At 70.7% G+C, this 21051-nt stretch carries 16 protein-coding genes; 12 read left to right on the forward strand and 4 right to left on the reverse strand.

Features of this window, described 5'->3' with window-relative positions; translation table 11 throughout:
• Positions 1-77 precede the first annotated feature (77 nt).
• From gatC to ACIBKY_RS33775, 4 genes are all read left to right on the forward strand, one after another.
• Entirely contained in the window at positions 78-377 is a 300-nt protein-coding gene (gatC, locus tag ACIBKY_RS33760) for an Asp-tRNA(Asn)/Glu-tRNA(Gln) amidotransferase subunit GatC (RefSeq protein ID WP_184960458.1), read from the forward strand.
• Positions 374-1864 (forward strand): Asp-tRNA(Asn)/Glu-tRNA(Gln) amidotransferase subunit GatA, encoded by a 1491-nt coding sequence (gene gatA / locus ACIBKY_RS33765; RefSeq protein WP_397103100.1) that lies wholly within the window; start codon positions 374-376, stop codon positions 1862-1864. Before gatC ends, gatA begins: the two co-directional genes overlap by 4 nt.
• Positions 1865-1869: 5 nt before the next feature.
• A complete protein-coding gene (gene gatB, locus ACIBKY_RS33770) occupies positions 1870-3357 on the forward strand; it encodes an Asp-tRNA(Asn)/Glu-tRNA(Gln) amidotransferase subunit GatB (RefSeq protein WP_397103583.1) in 1488 nt (495 codons plus the stop codon).
• A 149-nt stretch (positions 3358-3506) separates the two neighbouring features.
• A complete protein-coding gene (locus ACIBKY_RS33775; RefSeq protein ID WP_397103102.1) occupies positions 3507-4835 on the forward strand; it encodes an MFS transporter in 1329 nt (442 codons plus the stop codon).
• Positions 4836-5326: 491 nt separating this feature from the next.
• Here ACIBKY_RS33775 and ACIBKY_RS33780 read toward each other — a convergent pair whose 3' ends face one another.
• Genes ACIBKY_RS33780 through ACIBKY_RS33790 form a run of 3 tightly spaced genes read right to left on the reverse strand, consistent with a single transcriptional unit; the run spans position 5327 to position 8364 of the window.
• On the reverse strand, positions 5327-6850 hold the full coding sequence (locus tag ACIBKY_RS33780; protein WP_397103104.1) for a tripartite tricarboxylate transporter permease: 1524 nt from the start codon (positions 6848-6850) through the stop codon (positions 5327-5329).
• 3 nt (positions 6851-6853) lie between these two features.
• Positions 6854-7390: a tripartite tricarboxylate transporter TctB family protein gene (locus tag ACIBKY_RS33785; protein ID WP_397103106.1), complete on the reverse strand. Its 537-nt coding sequence runs from the start codon at positions 7388-7390 to the stop codon at positions 6854-6856.
• On the reverse strand, positions 7390-8364 hold the full coding sequence (locus ACIBKY_RS33790; protein ID WP_397103108.1) for a Bug family tripartite tricarboxylate transporter substrate binding protein: 975 nt from the start codon (positions 8362-8364) through the stop codon (positions 7390-7392). Before ACIBKY_RS33790 ends, ACIBKY_RS33785 begins: the two co-directional genes overlap by 1 nt.
• A 136-nt stretch (positions 8365-8500) precedes the next feature.
• On the opposite strand from ACIBKY_RS33790, the gene ACIBKY_RS33795 reads away from it, so the two are divergent.
• The 3 genes from ACIBKY_RS33795 to ACIBKY_RS33805 all read left to right on the forward strand — a co-directional run bounded on the left by ACIBKY_RS33795 (position 8501) and on the right by ACIBKY_RS33805 (position 12768).
• Complete coding sequence (locus tag ACIBKY_RS33795) at positions 8501-10060, forward strand: ATP-binding protein (protein ID WP_397103110.1); 1560 nt, start codon at positions 8501-8503, stop codon at positions 10058-10060.
• The gene (locus tag ACIBKY_RS33800) at positions 10057-10707 is read left to right on the forward strand and encodes a response regulator (RefSeq protein WP_397103112.1); all 651 of its coding nucleotides are present in this window, start codon (positions 10057-10059) and stop codon (positions 10705-10707) included. Before ACIBKY_RS33795 ends, ACIBKY_RS33800 begins: the two co-directional genes overlap by 4 nt.
• Positions 10708-10797: 90 nt before the next feature.
• Positions 10798-12768: a VanW family protein gene (locus ACIBKY_RS33805; protein ID WP_397103114.1), complete on the forward strand. Its 1971-nt coding sequence runs from the start codon at positions 10798-10800 to the stop codon at positions 12766-12768.
• Here ACIBKY_RS33805 and ACIBKY_RS33810 read toward each other — a convergent pair.
• Positions 12749-13774, reverse strand: a complete 1026-nt coding sequence (locus tag ACIBKY_RS33810) for a PQQ-dependent sugar dehydrogenase (protein WP_397103116.1) — start codon at positions 13772-13774, stop codon at positions 12749-12751. The genes ACIBKY_RS33805 and ACIBKY_RS33810 overlap by 20 nt on opposite strands.
• 128 nt (positions 13775-13902) lie before the next feature.
• On the opposite strand from ACIBKY_RS33810, the gene ACIBKY_RS33815 reads away from it, so the two are divergent.
• The 5 genes from ACIBKY_RS33815 (at position 13903) to ilvC (ending at position 21019) form a co-directional block, all read left to right on the forward strand.
• On the forward strand, positions 13903-14721 hold the full coding sequence (locus tag ACIBKY_RS33815) for a 2-hydroxyacid dehydrogenase (protein ID WP_397103118.1): 819 nt from the start codon (positions 13903-13905) through the stop codon (positions 14719-14721).
• A 178-nt stretch (positions 14722-14899) separates the two neighbouring features.
• A complete protein-coding gene (locus ACIBKY_RS33820) occupies positions 14900-17539 on the forward strand; it encodes a putative bifunctional diguanylate cyclase/phosphodiesterase (RefSeq protein WP_397103120.1) in 2640 nt (879 codons plus the stop codon).
• Between the two features lie 215 nt (positions 17540-17754).
• Positions 17755-19488, forward strand: a complete 1734-nt coding sequence (locus tag ACIBKY_RS33825; RefSeq protein ID WP_397103122.1) for an acetolactate synthase large subunit — start codon at positions 17755-17757, stop codon at positions 19486-19488.
• A complete protein-coding gene (gene ilvN / locus ACIBKY_RS33830) occupies positions 19488-20012 on the forward strand; it encodes an acetolactate synthase small subunit (protein ID WP_184960445.1) in 525 nt (174 codons plus the stop codon). Before ACIBKY_RS33825 ends, ilvN begins: the two co-directional genes overlap by 1 nt.
• A gap of 23 nt (positions 20013-20035) precedes the next feature.
• Positions 20036-21019, forward strand: coding sequence for a ketol-acid reductoisomerase (gene ilvC, locus ACIBKY_RS33835; protein WP_379612253.1), 984 nt, complete (start codon positions 20036-20038; stop codon positions 21017-21019).
• The last annotated feature ends 32 nt before the right edge of the window (positions 21020-21051 follow it).

A 21051-nucleotide genomic window follows, 5' to 3' on the forward strand; every position in this document is an offset into this window, starting at 1 on the left:
ATCCGTTCGGCCCCGCTTGCCCGAGCCCCCTAGGATGACAGTGTCCAAACTCCATCCAGAAACGGGTTCAACGACTCATGTCCGCCATAACCCGCGACGAGGTCGCCCACCTGGCCCGGCTGTCCAGGATGGCGCTGTCCGACGACGAGCTCGACCACTACGCCACGCAGCTCGATGCGATCATCGAAGCTGTCGCGAAGGTCGCCGAGGTCGCCGCCGAGGACGTGCCGCCTTCGTCGCACGCGCTTCCGCTCACCAACGTCTTCCGCGCCGACGAGGTGCGACAGTCCCTGACGCCTGAGCAAGCCCTGGCCGGGGCGCCTGCCGTCGAGGACGACCGCTTCCGGGTTCCGCGCATCCTGGGGGAGGAAGCATGAGTCTCATCCACAAGACGGCCGCCGAGCTCGGCGCGCTCATCGCGTCCGGCGAGACCTCCTCCGCCGAGGTGGCCGAGGCGCACCTCGACCGGATGGCCGAGGTCGAGCCCAAGGTCAAGGCATTCCTCCACGTCGACCGCGAGGTCACGCTGGCCCAGGCGCGGGCGGTCGACGCCCGGCTGGCCGCGGGGGAGAAGCTCGGGCCGCTGGCCGGCGTGCCGATCGCGCACAAGGACATCTTCTCCACGCATGACATGCCGACGACCGCCGCGTCCAAGATCCTGGAGGGGTGGCGGCCGCCGTACGACGCGACCGTGACCGCGCGGCTGCGCGCGGCCGGTCTGGTCATCCTCGGCAAGACCAACCTCGACGAGTTCGCGATGGGCTCCTCCACGGAGAACTCCGCCTACGGCGACTCGCACAACCCGTGGGACCTGACCCGCACCCCGGGCGGCTCCTCCGGCGGCTCGTCGGCGGCGGTAGCGGCCTACGAGGCGCCGCTGTCCACCGGCACCGACACCGGCGGCTCCATCCGCCAGCCCGCCTCGGTCACCGGCATCGTCGGCATGAAGCCCACCTACGGCGGATCCTCCCGCTACGGCGTCATCGCCTTCGCCAGCTCGCTCGACACGCCGGGCCCGTTCGCCCGCAACGTGCTCGACACGGCGCTGCTGCACGAGGTCTTCTCCGGGCACGACCCGATGGACTCCACCTCCATCGACGCCCCGGTGCCGGGCGTCGTCGAGGCCGCCCGCCACGGCGACGTCCAGGGCATGCGCATCGGCGTCGTCAAGGAGTTCGGCGGCGAGGGCTACCAGCAGGGCGTGCTCAACCGCTTCCACGACACCGTCGAGCTGCTGGAGTCGCTCGGCGCCAAGGTCGTCGAGGTCTCCTGCCCGACCTTCACCACCGCGCTGCCCGCCTACTACCTCATCGCGCCGTCGGAGTGCTCGTCCAACCTGGCGCGCTTCGACGCCATGCGGTACGGCCTGCGCGTCGGCGACGACGGCACCAGGAGCGCCGAGGAGGTCATGGCGCTGACCAGGGCCGCCGGCTTCGGCCCCGAGGTCAAGCGGCGCATCATGCTCGGCACCTACGCCCTGTCGAGCGGCTACTACGACGCCTACTACGGCCAGGCCCAGAAGGTGCGCACGCTCATCGCGCGCGACTTCGAGGCCGCCTACCAGCAGGTGGACGTGCTGATCTCGCCGACCACGCCGACCACGGCGTTCAAGCTCGGCGAGCGCACCGGCGACCCGATGGCGATGTACCTCGCCGACCTGTGCACGATCCCGTCGAACCTGACGGGCAACGCGGCCATCTCGGTGCCGTGCGGCCTGGCCGACGAGGACAACCTGCCGGTCGGCCTGCAGATCATGGCTCCGGTGCTGGGCGACGACCGCTGCTACCGGGTCGCCGCCGCGGTCGAGAAGGCCCTGGAGAGCCGCTGGGGCGGCCCGCTGCTGAAGGAGGCGCCCGCGCTATGACCGTGATGGCTTTTGACGAGGCGCTGGGCCGGTTCGAGCCCGTTCTCGGCCTGGAAACCCATGTCGAGCTCGGCACCGCCTCCAAGATGTTCTGCGGCTGCAAGACCACCTTCGGCGCCGCGCCCAACACGCAGACCTGCCCGACCTGCCTGGCCTTCCCCGGCGCGCTGCCGGTGGCCAACGAGGCGGCGATCGAGTCCACGATCCGCATCGGCCTGGCGCTCAACTGCTCCATCGCCGAGTGGTGCCGCATGGCCCGGAAGAACTACTTCTATCCGGACATGCCGAAGAACTACCAGATCTCGCAGTACGACGAGCCGCTCTGCTTCGACGGCTACCTCGACGTCGAGGTCGACGGCGCGACCGTGCGCGTCGAGATCGAGCGCGTGCACCTGGAGGAGGACACCGGCAAGTCCACCCACGTGGGTGGTGCCACCGGCCGCATCCAGGGCGCCGACTACTCGATCGTCGACTACAACCGCGCCGGCATCCCGCTGGTCGAGATCGTCACCAAGCCGATCCCGGGCACCGACCGGATGGCGCCCGAGGTGGCCAAGGCCTATGCCACCGAGCTGCGCGAGATCATGCGGTCGCTGGGCGTCTCCGACGTACGCATGGAGGAAGGCTCCATGCGCTGCGACGTGAACGTCTCGCTCATGCCGCGCGGCTCCTCCGAGTGGGGCACCCGCACGGAGACCAAGAACGTCAACTCGCTGCGCAGCGTCGAGCGGGCGGTCCGTTCCGAGATCGAACGGCAGGCCCGCATCCTGGCCGAGGGTGGCAAGATCATCCAGGAGACCAGGCACTTCCACGAGGACACCGGCACCACCACGCCCGGCCGTTCCAAGGAAGAGGCGCAGGACTACCGCTACTTCCCCGAGCCCGACCTGGTCCCCATCGCGCCCGACGCGGCGTGGGTGGCCAGGCTGAAGGCGGAGCTGCCCGAGCTGCCCCGGATCAAGCGCAAGCGGCTGCAGGCCGAGTGGGGCGTGTCCGACCTCGACATGCAGGCCATGCACAACGCCGACGCCATCGACCTGGTCGAGGCGACGGTCGCGGCGGGCGCCCCGGCGGCCGACGCGCGCAAGTGGTGGATGGGCGAGCTGGCCCGCCGCGCCAACGAGAGCGGCACCGCCCTGGCCGACCTGCCCATCACCCCGGCCGACATCGCCCGCGTGACCGTGCTGGTCGCCTCGGGCTCGCTCAACGACAAGCTGGCCCGCCAGGTGCTGGAAGGCGTCCTGGCCGGCGAGGGCACGCCGGACGCGGTCGTGGCCGCGCGCGGCCTGGAGATCGTCAACGACGAGGGCGAGCTGTCGGCCATCATCGACGAGGTCCTGGCCGGCAACGCCGACGTGGCCGACAAGGTCCGCTCCGGCAAGATCGCCGCGGTGGGCGCGCTGGTCGGCGGCGTCATGAAGGCCAGCCGAGGCAAGGCGGACGCCGGCCGCGCCCGGCAGCTGATCCTGGAGAAGCTGGGCGTCTCCGAGTAGTTCCCAGGGGCCCTGCCGTCGCGGCGGGGCCCCTGCCCTGGACTTCATTCCGGCTATTCTGGATATAGAAGATCTAGGACTATGGACCCATGGGGACCTAGGACCACGGCACGATGTGCTATCCCCGGCGCCGCCGTACTTTCGTGGGCATGAAGCGCAAAGCATTGACAATCGGCCTGGTGGCGATGGTGTCGCTCGTCGCCTTCGAGTACATGGCGGTCGCGGTCGCCATGCCCGTCGTCGCCCGCGAACTGGGCGGACTTGAGTTGTACGGCCTGGCCTTCAGCGGTGCCATGGCGGCCGGTGTGATCGGAACAGTCCTGGGCGGCCGATGGGCCGACCTTCGCGGGCCGCTGGCGCCGCTCTGGGTGGGAGCGGTGGCGTTCGCCGGCGGTCTGGGGTTGGCCGGGTTCGCGCAGAGCATGGAGATGCTGATCGCCGGACGCCTGGTGCAGGGCTTCGGCGGGGCGCTGGTCCAGGTCGCCCTGTACGTCGTGGTGGCCAGGGCCTACCCCGAGGCGATGCACCCGAAGATCTTCTCGTTGTTCGCGACGGCATGGGTGGTGCCGTCCATGGTGGGGCCGGCGATCGTCGGAGTCGTCGTGGAGACGGCCGGATGGCGCTGGGTCTTCCTGGGCGTGCCGATCCTGTCCGCGATCGCGGCACTGGTCCTGCTCCGTGGCCTGGCGGGCCAGCCGGTCTCCGGCGGGCAGGCGGACACCTCGCCCGGCATGATCGGCAAGCTCGGCTGGGCCGCGGTGACCGCCGTCGGCGCCGGCCTCATGCAGTACGGCAGCCAGGGCCAGGTGCTCCTCCTCGTCGCCGGCCTGGTCGTCCTGGCGCTGGCACTGCCGAGGCTGCTGCCCGCCGGCACCCTGCGCGCGGCCAGGGGCCTGCCCTCGGTCGTGGCCCTGCGCGGCCTGGCCACCGGCGCCTTCTTCGCCGCCGAAGTGATCATCCCGCTGATGCTGATCAGCCAGCGCGGCCTGTCGACCTTCGTCGCCGGCATCGCCCTGACCGGCGGCGCGCTGACCTGGTCGTTCGCCTCGTGGCTGCAGGGCCGCGAGGTCTTCAGCCGGATGACGAACCTGCGCGGCGGCGCCGCCCTGATCGCCCTGGGCATCCTGCTGATGGGCGCGGTCACCTTCGAGCCGGTGCCGATCTGGCTGGCGTACCCGTCGTGGATCATCGCCGGCTTCGGGATGGGGCTGGTGTACCCGACACTCTCGGTGCTGACGCTCGAACTGTCCTCGCCGGGCGAGCAGGGGGCCAACTCCTCGTCGCTGCAGGTGGGCGAGGCGGTCTTCTCGGTGGTGGCGGTCGCGGTCACCAGCGCGCTGTTCACGGCGGCGGCCTCGGGCTACTGGACCGTGTTCGCGGCGACGCTGGTGATGGCGCTGGCAGGCGTGTGGGTGGCCCCCCGCTTCGGCGTGACCACCCCAGGCCACCGGAAGGCCGCCGTTGCCACCGCCGCATAGCCCTTGTCAGACCAGAGCCGGACGCCCACCCAGGCGCCCGGCTCCTCCACGTCCCACCCCATCCCCGCCTCACCCCTGATCCCCCATCACTCCCGCCACAGCCATCCCGATCCACGCACCACGTGTCGCGCGCCAAGCAGCGCGACCCGCCGCAATATCTGCATCAGACGTGGTGCGGGACGTTGACGCGGTGATCGTGTAGAGGGTGGTTGGCGCGTTTCCGCCTTGACGCTCGTGATGGACGGCACGTGGTGCACCAGGCACCCCGGCCTTCCCTGCCCACACACGCGCCAGCCGCGTGCCGAAGGCGCGCACAAGCGGAACGCCCGAGCGCAGCGAGGCCCGACGCGGGGTCGGGGCCACGCCCCGACTGGAAGTACGCGCGGAGCGAAGCGGAGCACCGTGCTTGTGGCCCCGCCGGTGGACAAGGTCGGCGGGGCCACAACGTCTTTCCCAGGAACCACTCGGGGGATACCCCGGTTCACCACCCTCTACTCGGGGTGTGACCCGGGTGTGACCGCTCTGCCACGCCGCCGTGCCATCAGCTTCCTGAAGACCGGGGTCAGCAGCGCCAGCGCCGACAGCACGAGCAGCACCACCGCGATCGGGCTCTTGACCAGTACGGTCACCTCGCCCGCCCCGATGGCCAGTGCGCGGCGGAGCTGGATCTCGGCCATCGGGCCCAGGATCATGCCGATCACCGCGGGCGCCACCGGCAGGCCGAAGCGTCGCATCGCCCAGCCCAGCAGGCCGAGGATGAAGAGCACGATCAGGTCCACGGCCGAGGCGTTCAGGGCGTAGACGCCGAGCGCGGCGAACATCACGATTCCCGCATAGAGGTACGGCCGCGGCACATGCAGCACCTTTGCCCAGAGCGGCGCCAGCGGCAGGTTGAGCACCAGCAACATCGCGTTGCCCACGAACAGGGATGCGATCATGCCCCAGACCAGGGCCGGGTTGTGGTCGAAGAGCTGGGGCCCGGGTTGCAGGCCGTACTGCTGGAAGGCGGCGAGGAGGATCGCGGCGGTGGCCGATGTGGGCAGGCCCAGGCTGAGCAGGGGGACCAGGGTGCCGGCCGCGGAGGCGTTGTTGGCGGCTTCCGGGCCGGCGACGCCCTCGATGGCGCCCTTGCCATACTCCTCGCGGGCCACGCCGCGGGCCAGCTTCTTCTCGGTCGCGTACGACAGGAAGGTGGGGATCTCGGCGCCGCCGCCCGGCAGCGCGCCGAACGGGAAGCCCAGCGCTGTGCCGCGCAGCCACGGCTTCCAGGAGCGCGCCCAGTCGGCGCGGCCCAGGTACGCGCGGCCGACGGGGATGACCTCCGGCGGCACGTGCCGCAGCCGGGAGGCCACGTACAGGGCCTCACCCAGCGCGAACAGGCCCACCGCGACGATCACCACGTCGATGCCGTCGAACAACTGCGGGATGCCCAGCGTGAGCCTGGCCTGCCCGGTCTGCTGGTCGATGCCGACGAGCCCGATCGCCAGGCCGAAGCCGAGCGAGGCCAGGCCGCGTACGACCGAGCGGGACAGCACCGAGGAGACCGCGGTGAAGGCCAGGATGGCCAGGGCGAAGTAGTCCTCGGGGCCGAACGCGATCGCGAACGCGACCACGGCCGGGGCGGCCACCACGAGCAGGCCGGTGGCCAGCGTGCCCGCGACGAACGAGCCGATGGCCGCCGTGGCCAGCGCTTGGGCGGCGCGGCCCCGCTTGGCCATCTTGTTGCCCTCCAGCGCGGTGATCATGGAGGAGGACTCGCCGGGGGTGTTGAGCAGGATGGAGGTGGTGGAGCCGCCGTACATGCCGCCGTAGTAGATGCCGGCGAACATGATGAACGCGCTGGCCGGCGGCACGGTGAACGTCACCGGCAGCAGCAGCGCGACCGTCATGGCCGGGCCGATGCCGGGCAGGACGCCGACGAGCGTGCCGAGGGTGACGCCGACGAGCGCGTAGAGCAGGTTGACCGGCGTCAGCGCGGAGGCGAAGCCGTCGAGCAGGAGCTGGAGGGAGTCCATGGCTCAGATCAGCCCTTCCAGGAGGCCCGCGGGCAGGTTCACGCCGAGGCCCTTGACGAAGGCGAGGTAGGTGCCGAGGCCCAGCACCACGCCGATGATCGCCGCGCGGACGCGGTGCTCGGCGCCGAGGGCCAGCGACAGGCCGAAGAACAGCAGGCTGCCCGCGACGACCCAGCCGAGCGTGTCGAGCAGCGCGGTGAAGGCGAGGAAGACGCCGCCGACCAGCCCGACCTGCTTGAGGTCGGCGGGGGCGTCGGCGTCGATGTCCTCGCTCTCCTCGGGGTCGCCGCGGCCGCCGCGCACGACGTCGATCACGTAGAACACGCCCACGACGGTGATGGCGCCGCCGACCAGCATGGGGAAGAACCTCGGCCCCAGGCCGACGACGGAGGTCGCCGCCTCCACGTTCAGGGTGCCGACGATCACGTAGACGCCGACGGCCAGCAGGGCCAGCGCCAACCCGAGTTCGGGTCGCCACCAGCCCCGCTTCTTGCCCGGCGAAGGCGCGGGCGAGGACGAGGGCGAGGACGAGGGCTCCATCAGGAGACGAGCCCCATCTCGGCGATGATGGACTTGACCCGGGTCTGCTCGGAGTTGAGGTATCCGGCGAACTGCTCGCCGGTCTGGAAGGAGTCGATCCAGCCGTTCTTGGCGACCGCGTCCTTCCACGCCTGCGAGGCGTGCATCTTGGTGACCAGGTCGGTCAGCGCCTTCTTGTCGGCGTCGGACAGGCCGCCGGGGGCGACCATGCCGCGCCAGTTGGCGATCTCGACGTCCAGGCCACCCTCCTTGATCGTGGGCGCGTCGAGGTCGGGCAGGCGCTGCGGGGAGCTGACGGCCAGGGCGCGCAGCTTGCCGGCCTTCACCTGCTCGGCGAACTCGCCGACGCCCGAGATGCCGATCGTGGCCTTGTTGCCCAGCAGGAGGTTGAGCGCCTCGCCGCCGCCGGAGTTGGCGACGTAGTTGATCTGCTTGGGGTCGACGCCCGCGGCCTTGGCCATGAGACCGGCCAGGATGTGGTCGGTGCCGCCGGCCGAGCCGCCCGCGATGGAGACGGTCTTCGGGTCGGCCTTCCACGCCGCGACCAGGTCGGCGACGGTCTTGAGCTTGGACTCGGCGGGCACGACGACGATCTCGTACTCCTCGGTCAGCTTGGCGATCGGCGTGGTGTCGGCCAGCGTGACCTTGGACTTGTTCTGTTCGATGGCGCCGACCATGACCAGGCCCATCGTCATGAGCAGGTTGCCGTTGCCCTTCTCGCCGGCCAGCTGGGCCAGGCCGATGGTGCCGCCCGCGCCGGGCACGTTGTAGACCTCGACCTTGCGTGAGGGATCGGCCTGCTTGATCGCCTGCTCGGCGGTGCGCGAGGTCTGGTCCCAGCCGCCGCCGGCGTTGGCGGGCGCCATGATCTTCAGCGTGCCGCTGCCGGAGGCGCTCGTGCCACCGCTGTTGCCGCAGGCCGACAGGGTGGCCACGGAAAGGGCCGCGAGCGCGGCGAATATGCGCAGGCGCATGATCACTCCAAGGGGGGTTCTCACGTTCGGTGAACTGCGATGGTGAGCCGAGAACCCTTCCCGGTCGAGCCTTTACGCACTTGCCGTCTTTTTGTTCGTATTGGTCGCTACCCGCCCGTGACCTGGGCCTGTTTCCATGAAGCGCGTGAGGAGGGTCACAAACGCCTCGCTCGGCACTCAGCTGTTCGTGCTCCAGATGGTGATCGTGTTGCTCGCCGTCGGTGGTACGGCCGTCGTGTGGGCCGGGCACACGCGTACCCAGCTGAACTCGCGCTACCAGCAGCGCGCCCTGGCCATCGCCCAGTCGGTGGCGGGCATGCCGCAGGTCCGCGAGGCCTTTAACGCGAAAAATCCGGAAAAGGTGCTGCAGCCGCTCGCCGTCAGCGTCCAACAGGCCACCGGCGCCGACTACGTCGTGATCGCCAACCGCGAGCAGACCCGCTACGCGCACCCCAACACCACCCTGATCGGCCACAAGCTGTCCACCGACGGCAGCGGCGTCATCGAGACCGGCCGCACCTGGGTCGGCACCGAGACCGGAACCATCGGCACCACCGTCAGGGGCAAGGCGCCCGTCTTCGACGAGTACGGCACCGTGATCGGCCTGACCTCGGTCGGCGTGCTGGAGGCGACGGTCAGCGAGCAGTTGTTCGACACCCTGCCGCCGTTGCTGTGGACGGCGCTCGCCGTACTGTTCGCCGGTTCCGCCGCCGCCGCCCTGATCACCGCGCGCGTACGCAGGCAGACCTTCGGCCTGGAGCCGCGCGAGATCGCCGCGCTGCTGGAACAGCGCGAGGGCGTACTGCACGGCGTGAAGGAGGGCGTGCTCGCCCTCGACCTCACCGGACGCGTCACGCTCGTCAACGACGCCGCCCGCGAACTGCTCGGCGAGGTCGGCGAGGACCTCACCGCCATGCCGGTCTCCGACCGCATGCGCGACGTGCTCGGCGGCGCCGACCCGGGCGAGGACCGCATCGTCCTGCACGGCGAGCGTGTGCTGGTGCTCAACCGCACCCCGGTCTCGGTGCGCGGCCAGCACCGCGGCTGGGTGGTCACCCTGCGCGACAGGACCGAGCTGGTACGGCTGGCCCGCGACCTCGACGACGCCAGCAGCGCCACCGAGGCCCTTCGGGCGCAGGCCCACGAGTTCGCCAACCGCATGCACACCGTGGTCGGCCTGCTCGAACTGGGCGAGCAGGAGGCGGCGGTCTCCTTCATCACCAGAACCACCCGCAGCACCTATGCCATCGGCATCCGCGAACGTGTCCAGGACCCCACGCTGGCCGCCCTGCTGCTGGCCAAGTCGGCCGAGGCCGCCGAGCGCGGGGCGACGCTGGAGCTGGCCGAGGACTCCGAGGTGCCCGAGGGCGTGCTCGGCGACCCGCAGGACGCCGTCCTGGTCGTCGGCAACCTGGTGGCCAACGCCATCGACGCGCTCGACGGAGCCCCCGGCACGATCGAGGTGTCGGTCAGGGCCGCCGCCGACGGCCTGCACGTGCGCGTCGGCGACTCCGGCCCCGGCATCACCCCGGGCCTGGTCGAGGAGGTCTTCAGGGAGGGCTTCACCACCAAGGCCGCGCGCGCCGGTCAGCGCGGCCTCGGGCTGGCGCTGACCAGGCAGGCGTGTTTGCGCAGGGGCGGCTGGGTGAACGTACGCAACGAGGGAGGAGCGGTCTTCACCGCGCTGCTGCCATGATCAAGGTGCTGGTCGTCGACGACGACTTCATGGTGGCCAGGATCCACAGCGGCTACGTCGCGCGGATGCCGGGCTTCGAGGTCGTGGCGGCGGCCCACACCGGCAACGACGCGCTGGAGGCCGTCCGCCGCTTCCGCCCGGACCTGGTGCTGCTCGACATCTATCTCCCCGATCTGTCCGGCCTCGACGTGCTCAAGGCGCTCAACGACGTGGACGTGCTCATGATCAGCGCCGCCCGCGACCTGCCCACGGTCAGGGAGGCGATGCGCAGCGGCGCGGTCAACTACCTGATCAAGCCGTTCACCGCCGCCGCGCTGGCCGACCGCCTGGGGCAGTACGCCGCGAGCAGGAAGCGGCTGACCGCGCTCGGCCCCGAGGTCGGCCAGGACGAGGTCGACCGGCTGTTCGGCGCGCTGAAGACGCCGCTGCCCAAGGGCCTGTCGTCGGCCACGTGCGATCTGGTCGCCGACACGCTGCGCGCCGCGGCCGGCGACCTGTCGGCCGCCGAGGCCGCCGCGCTGGCGGGCCTGTCGCGGGTCTCCGCCCGCAGGTACCTGGAGCACCTGTGCGCGGTGGGCAAAGCGGAACTCCGTCCGAGGTACGGCACCGCCGGCCGGCCGGAACACCGCTACCGCTGGATTGGTTGACCCGAGATAACCCATTTCCCGTGACATACCGGGATACCCGTGCCTTACTGTTGCCTGAGGAGAGGCTGCGGAGCAGGAGGAGATAGAGGCGTGCGGCGCGCCGGACCGATCGATTCACCGACCGACCCGTTCGCCTCGGTGCCCTTGCCCATGCCCGGCAAGAAGCCACCGAAGGTCGAAGGACTGCCGCCTGGCGTCTCACGGGATATCTTCGGCTCCACCGGCCAGCCCGAGCCCAAGCCGGAACCGGCCGCCGGCGGCGGACTGCCGCCCGTGGCCCCGCCGCCCACGCCCTGGCCGATGCAGGAGCCCCAGCCGCCCGCCTCCTTCCGGCCCCCCGAACCGCCGCCCCGGCCGCCCGGCTACGACCCCGAGCCGCACCGCCGCCGTATCCTGCCCACGCTCCTGCTCGTCCTCGTGGTCCTGGGCCTGCTGGCCTACCTCGTGCCCGCGGTCGTCATGTCCGGCTCGGTGCTGCGCGGCACCCGCGTCGCCGGCATCGACATCGGCGGGCTGACCGTCACCCAGGCCGCCGACAAGCTCCGAGCCGAGCTCGCCGCGCGGCTCGACCGCCCCGTCACCGTCAGCATGGGCGGGCGCGAGGAGCGCATCCAGCCCGACGAGGCCGGGCTCGAACTCGACGTGGTCGCCACCATCGGCGAGGCCCCGAGCGGCTTCCCCACCCCCGCCGAGGTCTGGCGGGCGCTGACCGGCACCACCGACCTCCAGCCGAAGATCTCCATCGACGCCGCCCAGCTCGCCAGGACCGTCGAGGGCCTCGCGGAATCCGTCGACAAGGCGCCCAAGGAGGGCCGCGTCGTCTTCTCCGGCATGCGGCCGCGCGCCGTACTGCCGCAGGACGGCCAGCTCCTCGACCGCGACGCCGCCGTGCGCGCCATCAGCACCGCGTTCCTGCGCTCCCAGGGCGACGTCGCGCTCAACATGGTCCCGGCCAAGCCGGAAACCACCGAGGAAGCGGTACGGCAGGCCGCGGCCCGCGCCAAGCGGGCGGTCGCCGCCCCGGTCACCCTGACCAAGGACGGCAAGCGGGCCGAGCTCACCCCCGCCGCCATCGCCGCCCACCTCACCTTCGTCCCCGACGGCAAGGGCGCGCTGAAGCCGCAGTTCGACGCGGAGAAGGCGCTGGAGCCCATCGAGGGCAAGCTGGTCGACCTGGCCCAGCGGCCGGCGGACGCCACGTACCAGATCATCGACAACAGGCCCGTGCTCGTCCCGGCCCGCCAGGGCAGGGGAGTGGACGCAGGCAAGCTGGCCGAGGACCTGAACCGCGTGCTGACGCAGGGCGGCGGCCGTACGCTGGCGGTCTCGCTCGGCGCGGTCAAGCCGCGGCTCAGCACCGCGGAGGTGAGCGGCCTCGGGATCAAGGAGAGCGTCGCGACCTTCACCACGTTGTTCGACTGCTGCCAGGCGCGCGCGACCAACATCCAGAAGATGGCCCGGCAACTCGACGGCACGATGGTGCTGCCGCGCAAGACCTTCTCCTTCAACGAGGTCATGGGCCAGCCGACCGCCGAGGCCGGATACCTTGAGGCCCCGCAGGTCGTCGGCGGCCGGATGGTCAACGTCGTGGGCGGCGGCGGCTCGCAGTTCGCCACCACGCTCTACAACGCGGTCTTCCTCGGCGGCTTCGAGAACGGCGAGCACACGCCCATGGACTACCACGCCCCCCGCTACCCCGAGGGCCGCGACGTGGCCGTCCTCTACCCCCGCCGCGACTTCAGCTGGGTCAACAACTCCCAGTACGGCGTGCTGATCAAGACCGCCTACTCACCCACCTCGGTCACGGTCACGCTGTGGAGCACCAGACGCTACGACAAGGTCGAGGCCGTCGTCTCCGACCGCCGCGAGGTCACCCCGTTCCGCCGCCAGAGCAGCAGCGAGGCAGGCTGCCTGCCGACCACCGGCCAGCAGGGTTTCACCGTAGACGTCACCCGCGTCTTCTACGACAACGGCAAGGAAGTCAAGCGGGACAAGAAGATGACCACCGAGTACCGGCCGCAGGCGCAGGTCACCTGCGCCGCTAGGAACGACGTGGAGTGACGGCGAGGATCCTGTCGTCGTCCTGGGCGGGCGAGCCTCTGCCGTCCTTGTTGCTCGTGCCCACCCACAGCGTGCCGTCGGGGGCCACGGCGACCGCGCGCAGCCGGCCGTAGGTCTCCTCGAAGTGCGCGACCGGCTTGCCCGGCCGGCCCTCGGCGTCCAGCGGCACCTGCCACAGCCGGGCGCCGCGCAGCGCGCCCACCCACAGGGAGCCCGCCGCGTAGGCCATCCCGGACGGCGAGGCCTCGCCGGTGCCCCAGGTGACGATCGGGTCGGCGAAGGCGGAGTCCTCGCCCTGGCCCTCCTCCCGCGGCCAGCCGTAGTTGCGGCCCTCGACGATCTGGTTGACCTCGTCGAAGGAGCTGGCTCCGAACTCGGAGGCGTACATGCGGCCCGCCTCGTCCCAGGCCATGCCCTGGACGTTGCGGTGGCCGAGCGTGTGGATCCTGGCGTCGCCGTCCACGCCCATGCGCAGGATCTTGCCGCCCAGTGAGTCGGGGTCCTGGGCCAGGGGGCGCTCGCCGGCCTCGCCGGTCGAGGCGTACAGGAAGCCGTCGGGGCCGAACGCGAGCCGGCCGCCGTTGTGGATGCCGGCCTTGGGGATGCCCTCGACCAGGACCTTCGGCTCGGCGATCGTGTCACCGTTCAGGCGGTAGCGGACGATCCTGTTGTCCTCGGCCGCGGTGTAGTACAGGAAGACGAAGTCGTCCTTGACCGCGACGCCCATCAGCCCGCCCTCGCCGCCGGGGCTGACCTCGGAGATCTTCGCCACCTCGGTGACCTTGCCCTGCGGCGTCACGCGCAGCAGCCGCGCGCTGTCGCGCTCGGTGACCAGGGCGTCTCCGCCGGGCAGGAACGCGATGCCCCACGGCACGCTCAGGCCGGAGGCCACGACCCGTGGCGCGTCCGGCGGCGGGGCGGCGGGCACGTTGGCCGCGGGCGTCACCGCGCCGCCGGTGGAACACCCGGCCAGCGCGAGCAGGACGATCAACCAGAGCTTCCTCATGCCTTCCATACTGACCCCCGGGTCGTAAGGTTCTCGGCATGAAGATCTGGGTGCCGTCAGAAGCCATGATTGACGTCCTTTCCGACCTGCCTCGCGTTCAATGCGTGGTCTATGACGGGAAGGGGGGATTGCCGGATGGGATCGAGGACGTCGAGGTCTGGGTGCCGCCGCTGATCACGCCGCCCGACGTCAAGGGGACGCTGGCCAAGATGCCCTCGCTGCGCCTCGTGCAGACGGTCACGGCGGGGGTGGAACCGTACCGGCCGAACATGCCCGGGGGCGCGGTGCTCTGCAACGCGCGCGGCGTGCACGACGCGGGTACCGCCGAGTGGGCGGTCGGCGCGATGATCGCGGTACTGCGCGAGTTCCCCGAGTTCGTGGACGCGCAGCGCAGGGGCGCCTGGACCTACCACCACACCGGGGTGCTGGCCGACTCCACGGTGCTGATCGTCGGCTACGGGTCCATCGGCGGCGCCCTGGAGCGGCGGCTCGACGGGTTCGAGGTGGACGTCGTCCGGGTGGCACGCACCGCGCGCGAGGGCGTGCACGGCATGGACGAACTGCCAGGGCTGCTGCCGGCGGCCGACGTGGTCGTGCTGCTCGTGCCGGCCACCGCCGACACCGCGGGCATGGTCGACGCGGCGTTCCTGGCCCGGATGAAGGACGGCGCGCTGCTCGTCAACGCGGCCAGGGGCGGCGTGGTCGACACCGACGCGCTGGTGGCCGAGCTGAAGTCCGGCCGGCTCAAGGCGGCCGTGGACGTCACCGCTCCCGAGCCGCTGCCCGAGGGGCACCCGCTCTGGTCGGCTCCCGGCCTGCTCATCACCCCGCACGTCGCCGGCAGCACCCCCGCCTCCGGCCGGCGCATGCTGCGCCTGGTGCGCTCACAACTGCTGCGCTATCTGGCGGGCGAGCCGCTGAACAACGTCATTTCCGACACGTATTGAGAGGAATCCGGAACGTGGCTGGTCCGTGACCTTCGGTGCGTACGGTTGTCGTCTATTGGGCCCTCTTGACTCCCAGTCAAGGAGGGCTCGAGAGCAATTCGGTCTGTGTGGTTATCAGATCGGTGACGACATCGGCGTTGTCACCACTCGCGTACCCGGCACCGCACACACTGTCGATGTGAGGGCAAGGACTGTGATCCGCTGGCGTGACCCACGGGCGCCGATTACGGCCGCCGCCGCCATAGGCGCGGCCGGTTTCGCCATGGCGCTGGCGGTGGGCGGGCCGGCGCCGGCGACCGGTGCGATCGCGGGAGTGACGGCGGCGCTGCTGGCGGCGGTCTCCCTGCTGGTGAGCGCGTTCAGGTCGGGCGACCAGCGGCATGCCGCCGGGGCCCGCTGGCTGGGCGCGGGCGCGGTGGTGTGGTCGGCCGGCGTCGGCGTGCGGCCGATAGCCTCCGCCTCCAGCTTCATCCTCAGCTTCGCCGACCTTCTCGTGCTGGTCGGCGCCGTCCTCATGGCGGGCGGCGCGATCATCGCCTCGGGGCGCAGGACCACCGCCAAGGCGGCGCTGCGCTACCTCGTCGACGCCTATCTGTGCACGGCCGCGCTCTTCCTCATCGGCTGGGTCGTCGCGCTGCGCCAGGTCTACGCGGAAAGCTCGCCCGGCTTCACCTTCATGCTGCTGCCGGCCATGGTCTGCCTGCTGGTGACCTGCGCGACCATCCCCGTCGTGGTCAAGGGGACCCTCTCCGGCCTGCCGCTCGGCCTGGCCGGGATCGGCGTCCTGGCCACGACCACGATCGCCGAGACCGCCTCCGCCGTTGCCAGGCTCGGCGAGGGCACCCCGCCCACCTGGAGCCTCATGCTGGCGCCGGTGGCGTTCCTGCTGCTGGCGGCGGCGCCCTGGGGCATGCGCCGCAGCGGCGACGAGCGGCCCGCGAGCGGTCCCGCCGTGGCCGACCTGCTCGCGCTGGTCCCGCTCGCCCTGGTGGCCGTCTCGGTCGTCGTGCTCGCCGCCCACCTGGCCGGCAGTCGCGACCGTCCGGTCACGGGCGTCGTGGTGGTCGCCGCCTCGGTGGTGCTGATCCTCGTGCTGCGCCTGTTCGTGCTGGCCACCTCGCACGCCCGCCTGCGCGGGCTGGTCGCGCTCGGCGACCGGCAACTGCGCGAGCTGGCCGAGAGCTCGGGCGACGTGGTGCTGCTGTGCGACTACGACGGCACCGTGCGCGAGATCGGCGAGGGCGTCGAGGTCACGTACGGCTACCGCCCCGAGGAGATCGTCGGCGGCTCGATCTTCGACTACATCCACCCCGAGGACCTGCCCGGCATCCAGATCGCGCTGCGCGCCATGGGACTCGACGAGGACACGACCGAACCCGGCGCCTGCCTGATCGCCTGCCGGGTACGCGCCGCGGACGGCACCTGGCGGCCCACCGAGTCGGTGGCCACCCGCCACGTGGGCGGCGAGGACGTGCTGCTGATCACCACCCGCGACATCAGCGACGAAGAGGCCCTGCGCAACCAGGTCGTCCACCTGACCTTCCACGACGGCGTCACCGGGCTGCCCAACCGCTCCTACTTCGAGGAGCGCACCCGCGAGGTGGTGGCGGGACGCGTCTCCGGGCAGGCCGCGATCTTCCTCGACCTCGACGGCTTCACCTCGGTCAACGACTCGGTGGGCCACGCCAGTGGCGACACCCTGCTCGGCCAGGCGGCCAGGCGGCTGCGCGGCGTCGTACGCCCCGAGGACACGCTCGCCCGCTGGGGCGGCGACGAGTTCGCGGTGCTGGTGGAGACCGGCGGCGAGGCCCAGCTCGCGGTGGACGTGGCTGAGCGCCTGCTGCGCGCGGTCTCCCAGGAGCCCTTCCGCGTGGCCGACCGCGACGTGGCGCTGACCGCGTCCGTGGGCGTGGCCTTCGCCGAGGAGGAGATGCCCGCCGGCGACCTGCTGCGCAACGCCGACGTGGCCATGGCCAGGGCGAAGGACCTGGGCGGACGGCGGGTGGAGGTGTTCGCCGCGCAGATGCACGCCGACGCCGTGCGCCGCCTCGAACTCGCCGCCGACCTGCAGCGGGCGCTGATCGAGAACCAGTTCGCGATCGAGTACCAGCCCGTGGTGGACCTGGCGACCTCGCGAGTGACCGCGGTGGAGGCGCTGGTGCGCTGGTGGCGCGGCTCGACGTTCGTGCCGCCCGAGCAGTTCCTCGGCCCCGCCGAGGACACCGGGCTGATCGTGCCGCTGAGCGAGTGGATCCTGCGCGAGGCCTGCCGTGAGGTGGCCGCCTGGCGGGCGTCCTCCTGGGACATCGGCCTGTCGCTCAACCTCTCGGCCCGGCAGATCACCGCGCCGCGTTTCGTCGAGACGGTCTCGCAGGCCCTGGAGGAGAGCGGCCTGCCGGCCTCCGCGCTGACCCTTGAGGTGATCGAGGAGATGCTGGTGGAGGACGCCGAGGAGACGATCTCCCGGCTGTCGGAGCTGCGCGCTCTGGGGGTACGGCTGGCCATCGACGACTTCGGCACCGGCTACGCCTCGCTGGCGTTCCTGCGGCAGCTCCCGGTCGACATGATCAAGATCGACCCCAGCTTCGTCTCCGGCCTGGGCCGCGACGAGACGCTGACGTTGCTGACCAGGACGATCGTCCGCCTGGGACACGACCTGGGCCTGATCGTGGTGGCCGAGGGCATCGAGCGTCCCGAGCAGCTGGAGAAGCTGCGGGAGATGGGCTGCACGCGAGGCCAGGGCTTCCTCGTGGCGCGGCCGATGGCGGCGAGGGGGGTCGACACCCTGATGCGCACCAGCCTCCAGTCCGCGCTGTGATCCCAGATAATGAGATAGCTGTCCAGCAAGTTGACACTGTGGGCCACTGAGCGGCTAAGGTGGCAGCATGCTTCGCAGTGAGATTCTCGTAGTACTTCGCCGGCGCGCGGGCCGATAGCGAAGCACTACGACCTGCGCGCCGCCCCAGTCCCACCCCCCGGTGGGGAGGGGCCTTTTTTATGTCCTTAAGTGTCTGGCCTTTAAGGAACGAGCCGATGACCGAACGGATGACAGGTGCACAGGCCCTGGTCAGGGCCTTGGAGCACGTGGGAGTCGACACCGTGTTCGGGATTCCCGGCGGAGCGATCCTCCCCGCCTACGATCCCCTCTACGACTCGGTCAAGGTCCGGCACGTGCTCGTACGCCACGAGCAGGGCGCCGGCCACGCCGCCGAGGGATACGCGCAGGCGACCGGCAAGGTCGGCGTGTGCATGGCCACCAGCGGCCCCGGCGCGACCAACCTGGTGACCCCGATCGCCGACGCCTACATGGACTCGGTGCCGATCGTGGCCATCACCGGCCAGGTGGCGAGCGCGGCCATCGGAACGGACGCCTTCCAGGAAGCCGACATCTCCGGCATCACCATGCCGATCACGAAGCACAACTTCCTGGTGACCGATCCCGCGGAGATCCCGCGCACGATCATGGAGGCCTTCCACATCGCCTCCACCGGCCGTCCCGGCCCGGTCCTGGTGGACATCTCCAAGGACGCGCTGCAGGCGCAGACCGAGTTCCACTGGCCGCCGACGATGCAGCTGCCGGGCTACCGCCCGGTGACGCGGCCGCACTCCAAGCAGATCCGCGAGGCCGCCAAGCTCATCGCCGAGTCGCGGCGCCCCGTCCTCTACGTGGGCGGCGGCGTGCACAAGGCGGGCGCCTCCGCCGAGCTGCTGCAGCTGGCCGAGCTGACCGAGATCCCGGTCATCACCACGCTGATGGCGCGCGGCACCTTCCCCGACGGCCATCCTCAGCACATGGGCATGCCCGGCATGCACGGCAGCGTCTCCGCGGTCGGCGCGCTGCAGAAGGCCGACCTGATCGTCGGCCTCGGCGTCCGCTTCGACGACCGGGTGACCGGCCAGCTGTCCACGTTCGCGCCGTACGCCAAGATCGTGCACGCGGACATCGACCCGGCCGAGATCTCCAAGAACCGCCACGCGGACGTCCCGATCGTGGGCGACTGCAAGGAGGTCATCACCGACCTCATCGGCGCCGTCGGGACCGCGGGCAAGGGCGACTACGCCGAATGGTGGACGCTGCTCAACGGCTACAAGCAGACCTACCCGCTGGGCTACGACGAGTTCGAGGACGGCTCGCTGGCCCCGCAGTACGTGATGAAGCGGCTCAGCGCCATCGCCGGGCCGGAGACGTACTACGTGGCCGGGGTCGGGCAGCACCAGATGTGGGCGTCACAGTTCATCGACTACGAGAACCCGGGCACGTTCATCAACTCCGGCGGGCTCGGCACGATGGGCTTCGCCGTCCCGGCCGCGATGGGCGCCAAGATGGGCCGGCCCGAGGCGACCGTGTGGGCGATCGACGGCGACGGCTGCTTCCAGATGACCAACCAGGAGCTGGCCACCTGCGCCATCGAGGGTGTGCCGATCAAGATCGCGGTCATCAACAACGGTAACCTCGGCATGGTCCGCCAGTGGCAGACCCTGTTCTACGACAAGCGTTACTCCAACACCGACCTGCAGACCACCCGCCGCATCCCCGACTTCGTGAAGCTCGCCGAGGCCTATGGTTGTGTCGGCCTGCGGTGCGAGCGCCCCGAGGACGTGGACGCGACCATCAAGAAGGCCATGGAGATCAACGACGTGCCCGTCGTGGTCGACTTCGTGGTCCACCAGGACGCGATGGTCTGGCCGATGGTGGCCGCGGGCACCAGCAACGACGACATCAAGATCGCCCGGGACATGGCCCCGGTCTGGGACAGCGAGGACTGATGAGCAGACACACGCTCTCCGTGCTGGTGGAGAACAAGCCCGGCGTGCTGGCACGCGTCTCCTCGCTGTTCAGCAGGCGAGGCTTCAACATCGACTCACTTGCCGTCGGGCCCACCGAGCACGACGACATCTCCCGTATGACGATCGTGGTCAGCGTGGAAGAACTCCCGCTGGAGCAGGTCACCAAGCAGCTCAACAAGCTGGTGAACGTCCTGAAGATCGTCGAGCTGGACACCTCGCTGTCCGTGCAGCGCGAGCTCATGCTCATCAAGGTCAAGGCCGACGCCGACAGCCGCTCGCACGTGCTCGAACTCGTCCAGCTCTTCCGCGCCCGCTGTGTCGACGTGGCGGCCGACGCGGTGACCATCGAGGTCACCGGCACGCCGGACAAGCTTGAGGCCTTCGTGAAGGTGCTTGAGCCGTTCGGCATCAAAGAGCTCGTCCAGTCGGGCATGGTGGCCATCGGCCGCGGCGCCCGTTCCATCACCGACCGGTCCCTCAGGGCACTGGACCGTACCGCCTGAAAGGTTTTCAGCAAGTGACCGAGATCTTCTACGATGACCACGCCGATCTGTCCATCATCCAGGGCAGGGTCGTGGCCGTCATCGGGTACGGCTCCCAGGGCCACGCGCACGCCCTGTCCCTGCGCGACTCCGGCGTGGACGTCCGCGTCGGGCTGCCCGAGACCTCCAAGAGCCGTGAGCTGGCCCAGGCCGAGGGCCTGCGCGTCGTCACCCCGGCCGAGGCCGCGGCCGAGGCCGACCTCATCATGATCCTCGCGCCGGACCACCTGCAGCGCGGCATCTACGAGAACGACATCCAGCCGAACCTGCAGGAGGGCGACGCGCTCTTCTTCGGTCACGGCCTCAACATCCGCTACGGCCTCATCGAGGCGCCCGAGGGCGTCGACGTCGCCATGGTCGCCCCGAAGGGCCCCGGCCACCTCGTGCGCCGCCAGTACCAGGCCGGGCGCGGCGTGCCGTGTCTCGTCGCGGTCGAGAAGGACGCCTCCGGCAAGGCCTTCGACCTGGCCCTGTCGTACGCCAAGGGCATCGGCGGCACGCGCGCGGGCGCCCTGAAGACCACCTTCACCGAGGAGACCGAGACCGACCTGTTCGGCGAGCAGGCCGTGCTGTGCGGCGGCGTCTCCGAGCTGATCAAGGCGGGCTTCGAGACGCTCATCGAGGCCGGCTACCAGCCCGAGGTGGCCTACTTCGAGTGCCTGCACGAGATGAAGCTGATCGTCGACCTCATGTACGAGGGCGGCATCTCCAAGATGTACTGGTCGGTCTCCGACACCGCCGAGTACGGCGGCTACACCCGCGGCTCGCGCGTGGTGACCGAGGAGACCAAGAAGGAGATGAAGCGCATTCTCGAAGAGGTCCAGAACGGCACCTTCGCGCGGCAGCTCGTCGAGGAGTTCGAGAGCGGCCAGAAGGAGTTCACCCGCCACCGCGAGGAGCTGGCCGAGCACCCGATCGAGAAGACGGGCGCTCAGCTGCGGCCGATGATGAGCTGGCTGAAGGCCTGATCACGCGTTCCTGAGGGGTGGCCGCCGTCCGG

The organism is Nonomuraea sp. NPDC050394 (assembly GCF_044459065.1).
Lineage (GTDB): Bacteria > Actinomycetota > Actinomycetes > Streptosporangiales > Streptosporangiaceae > Nonomuraea.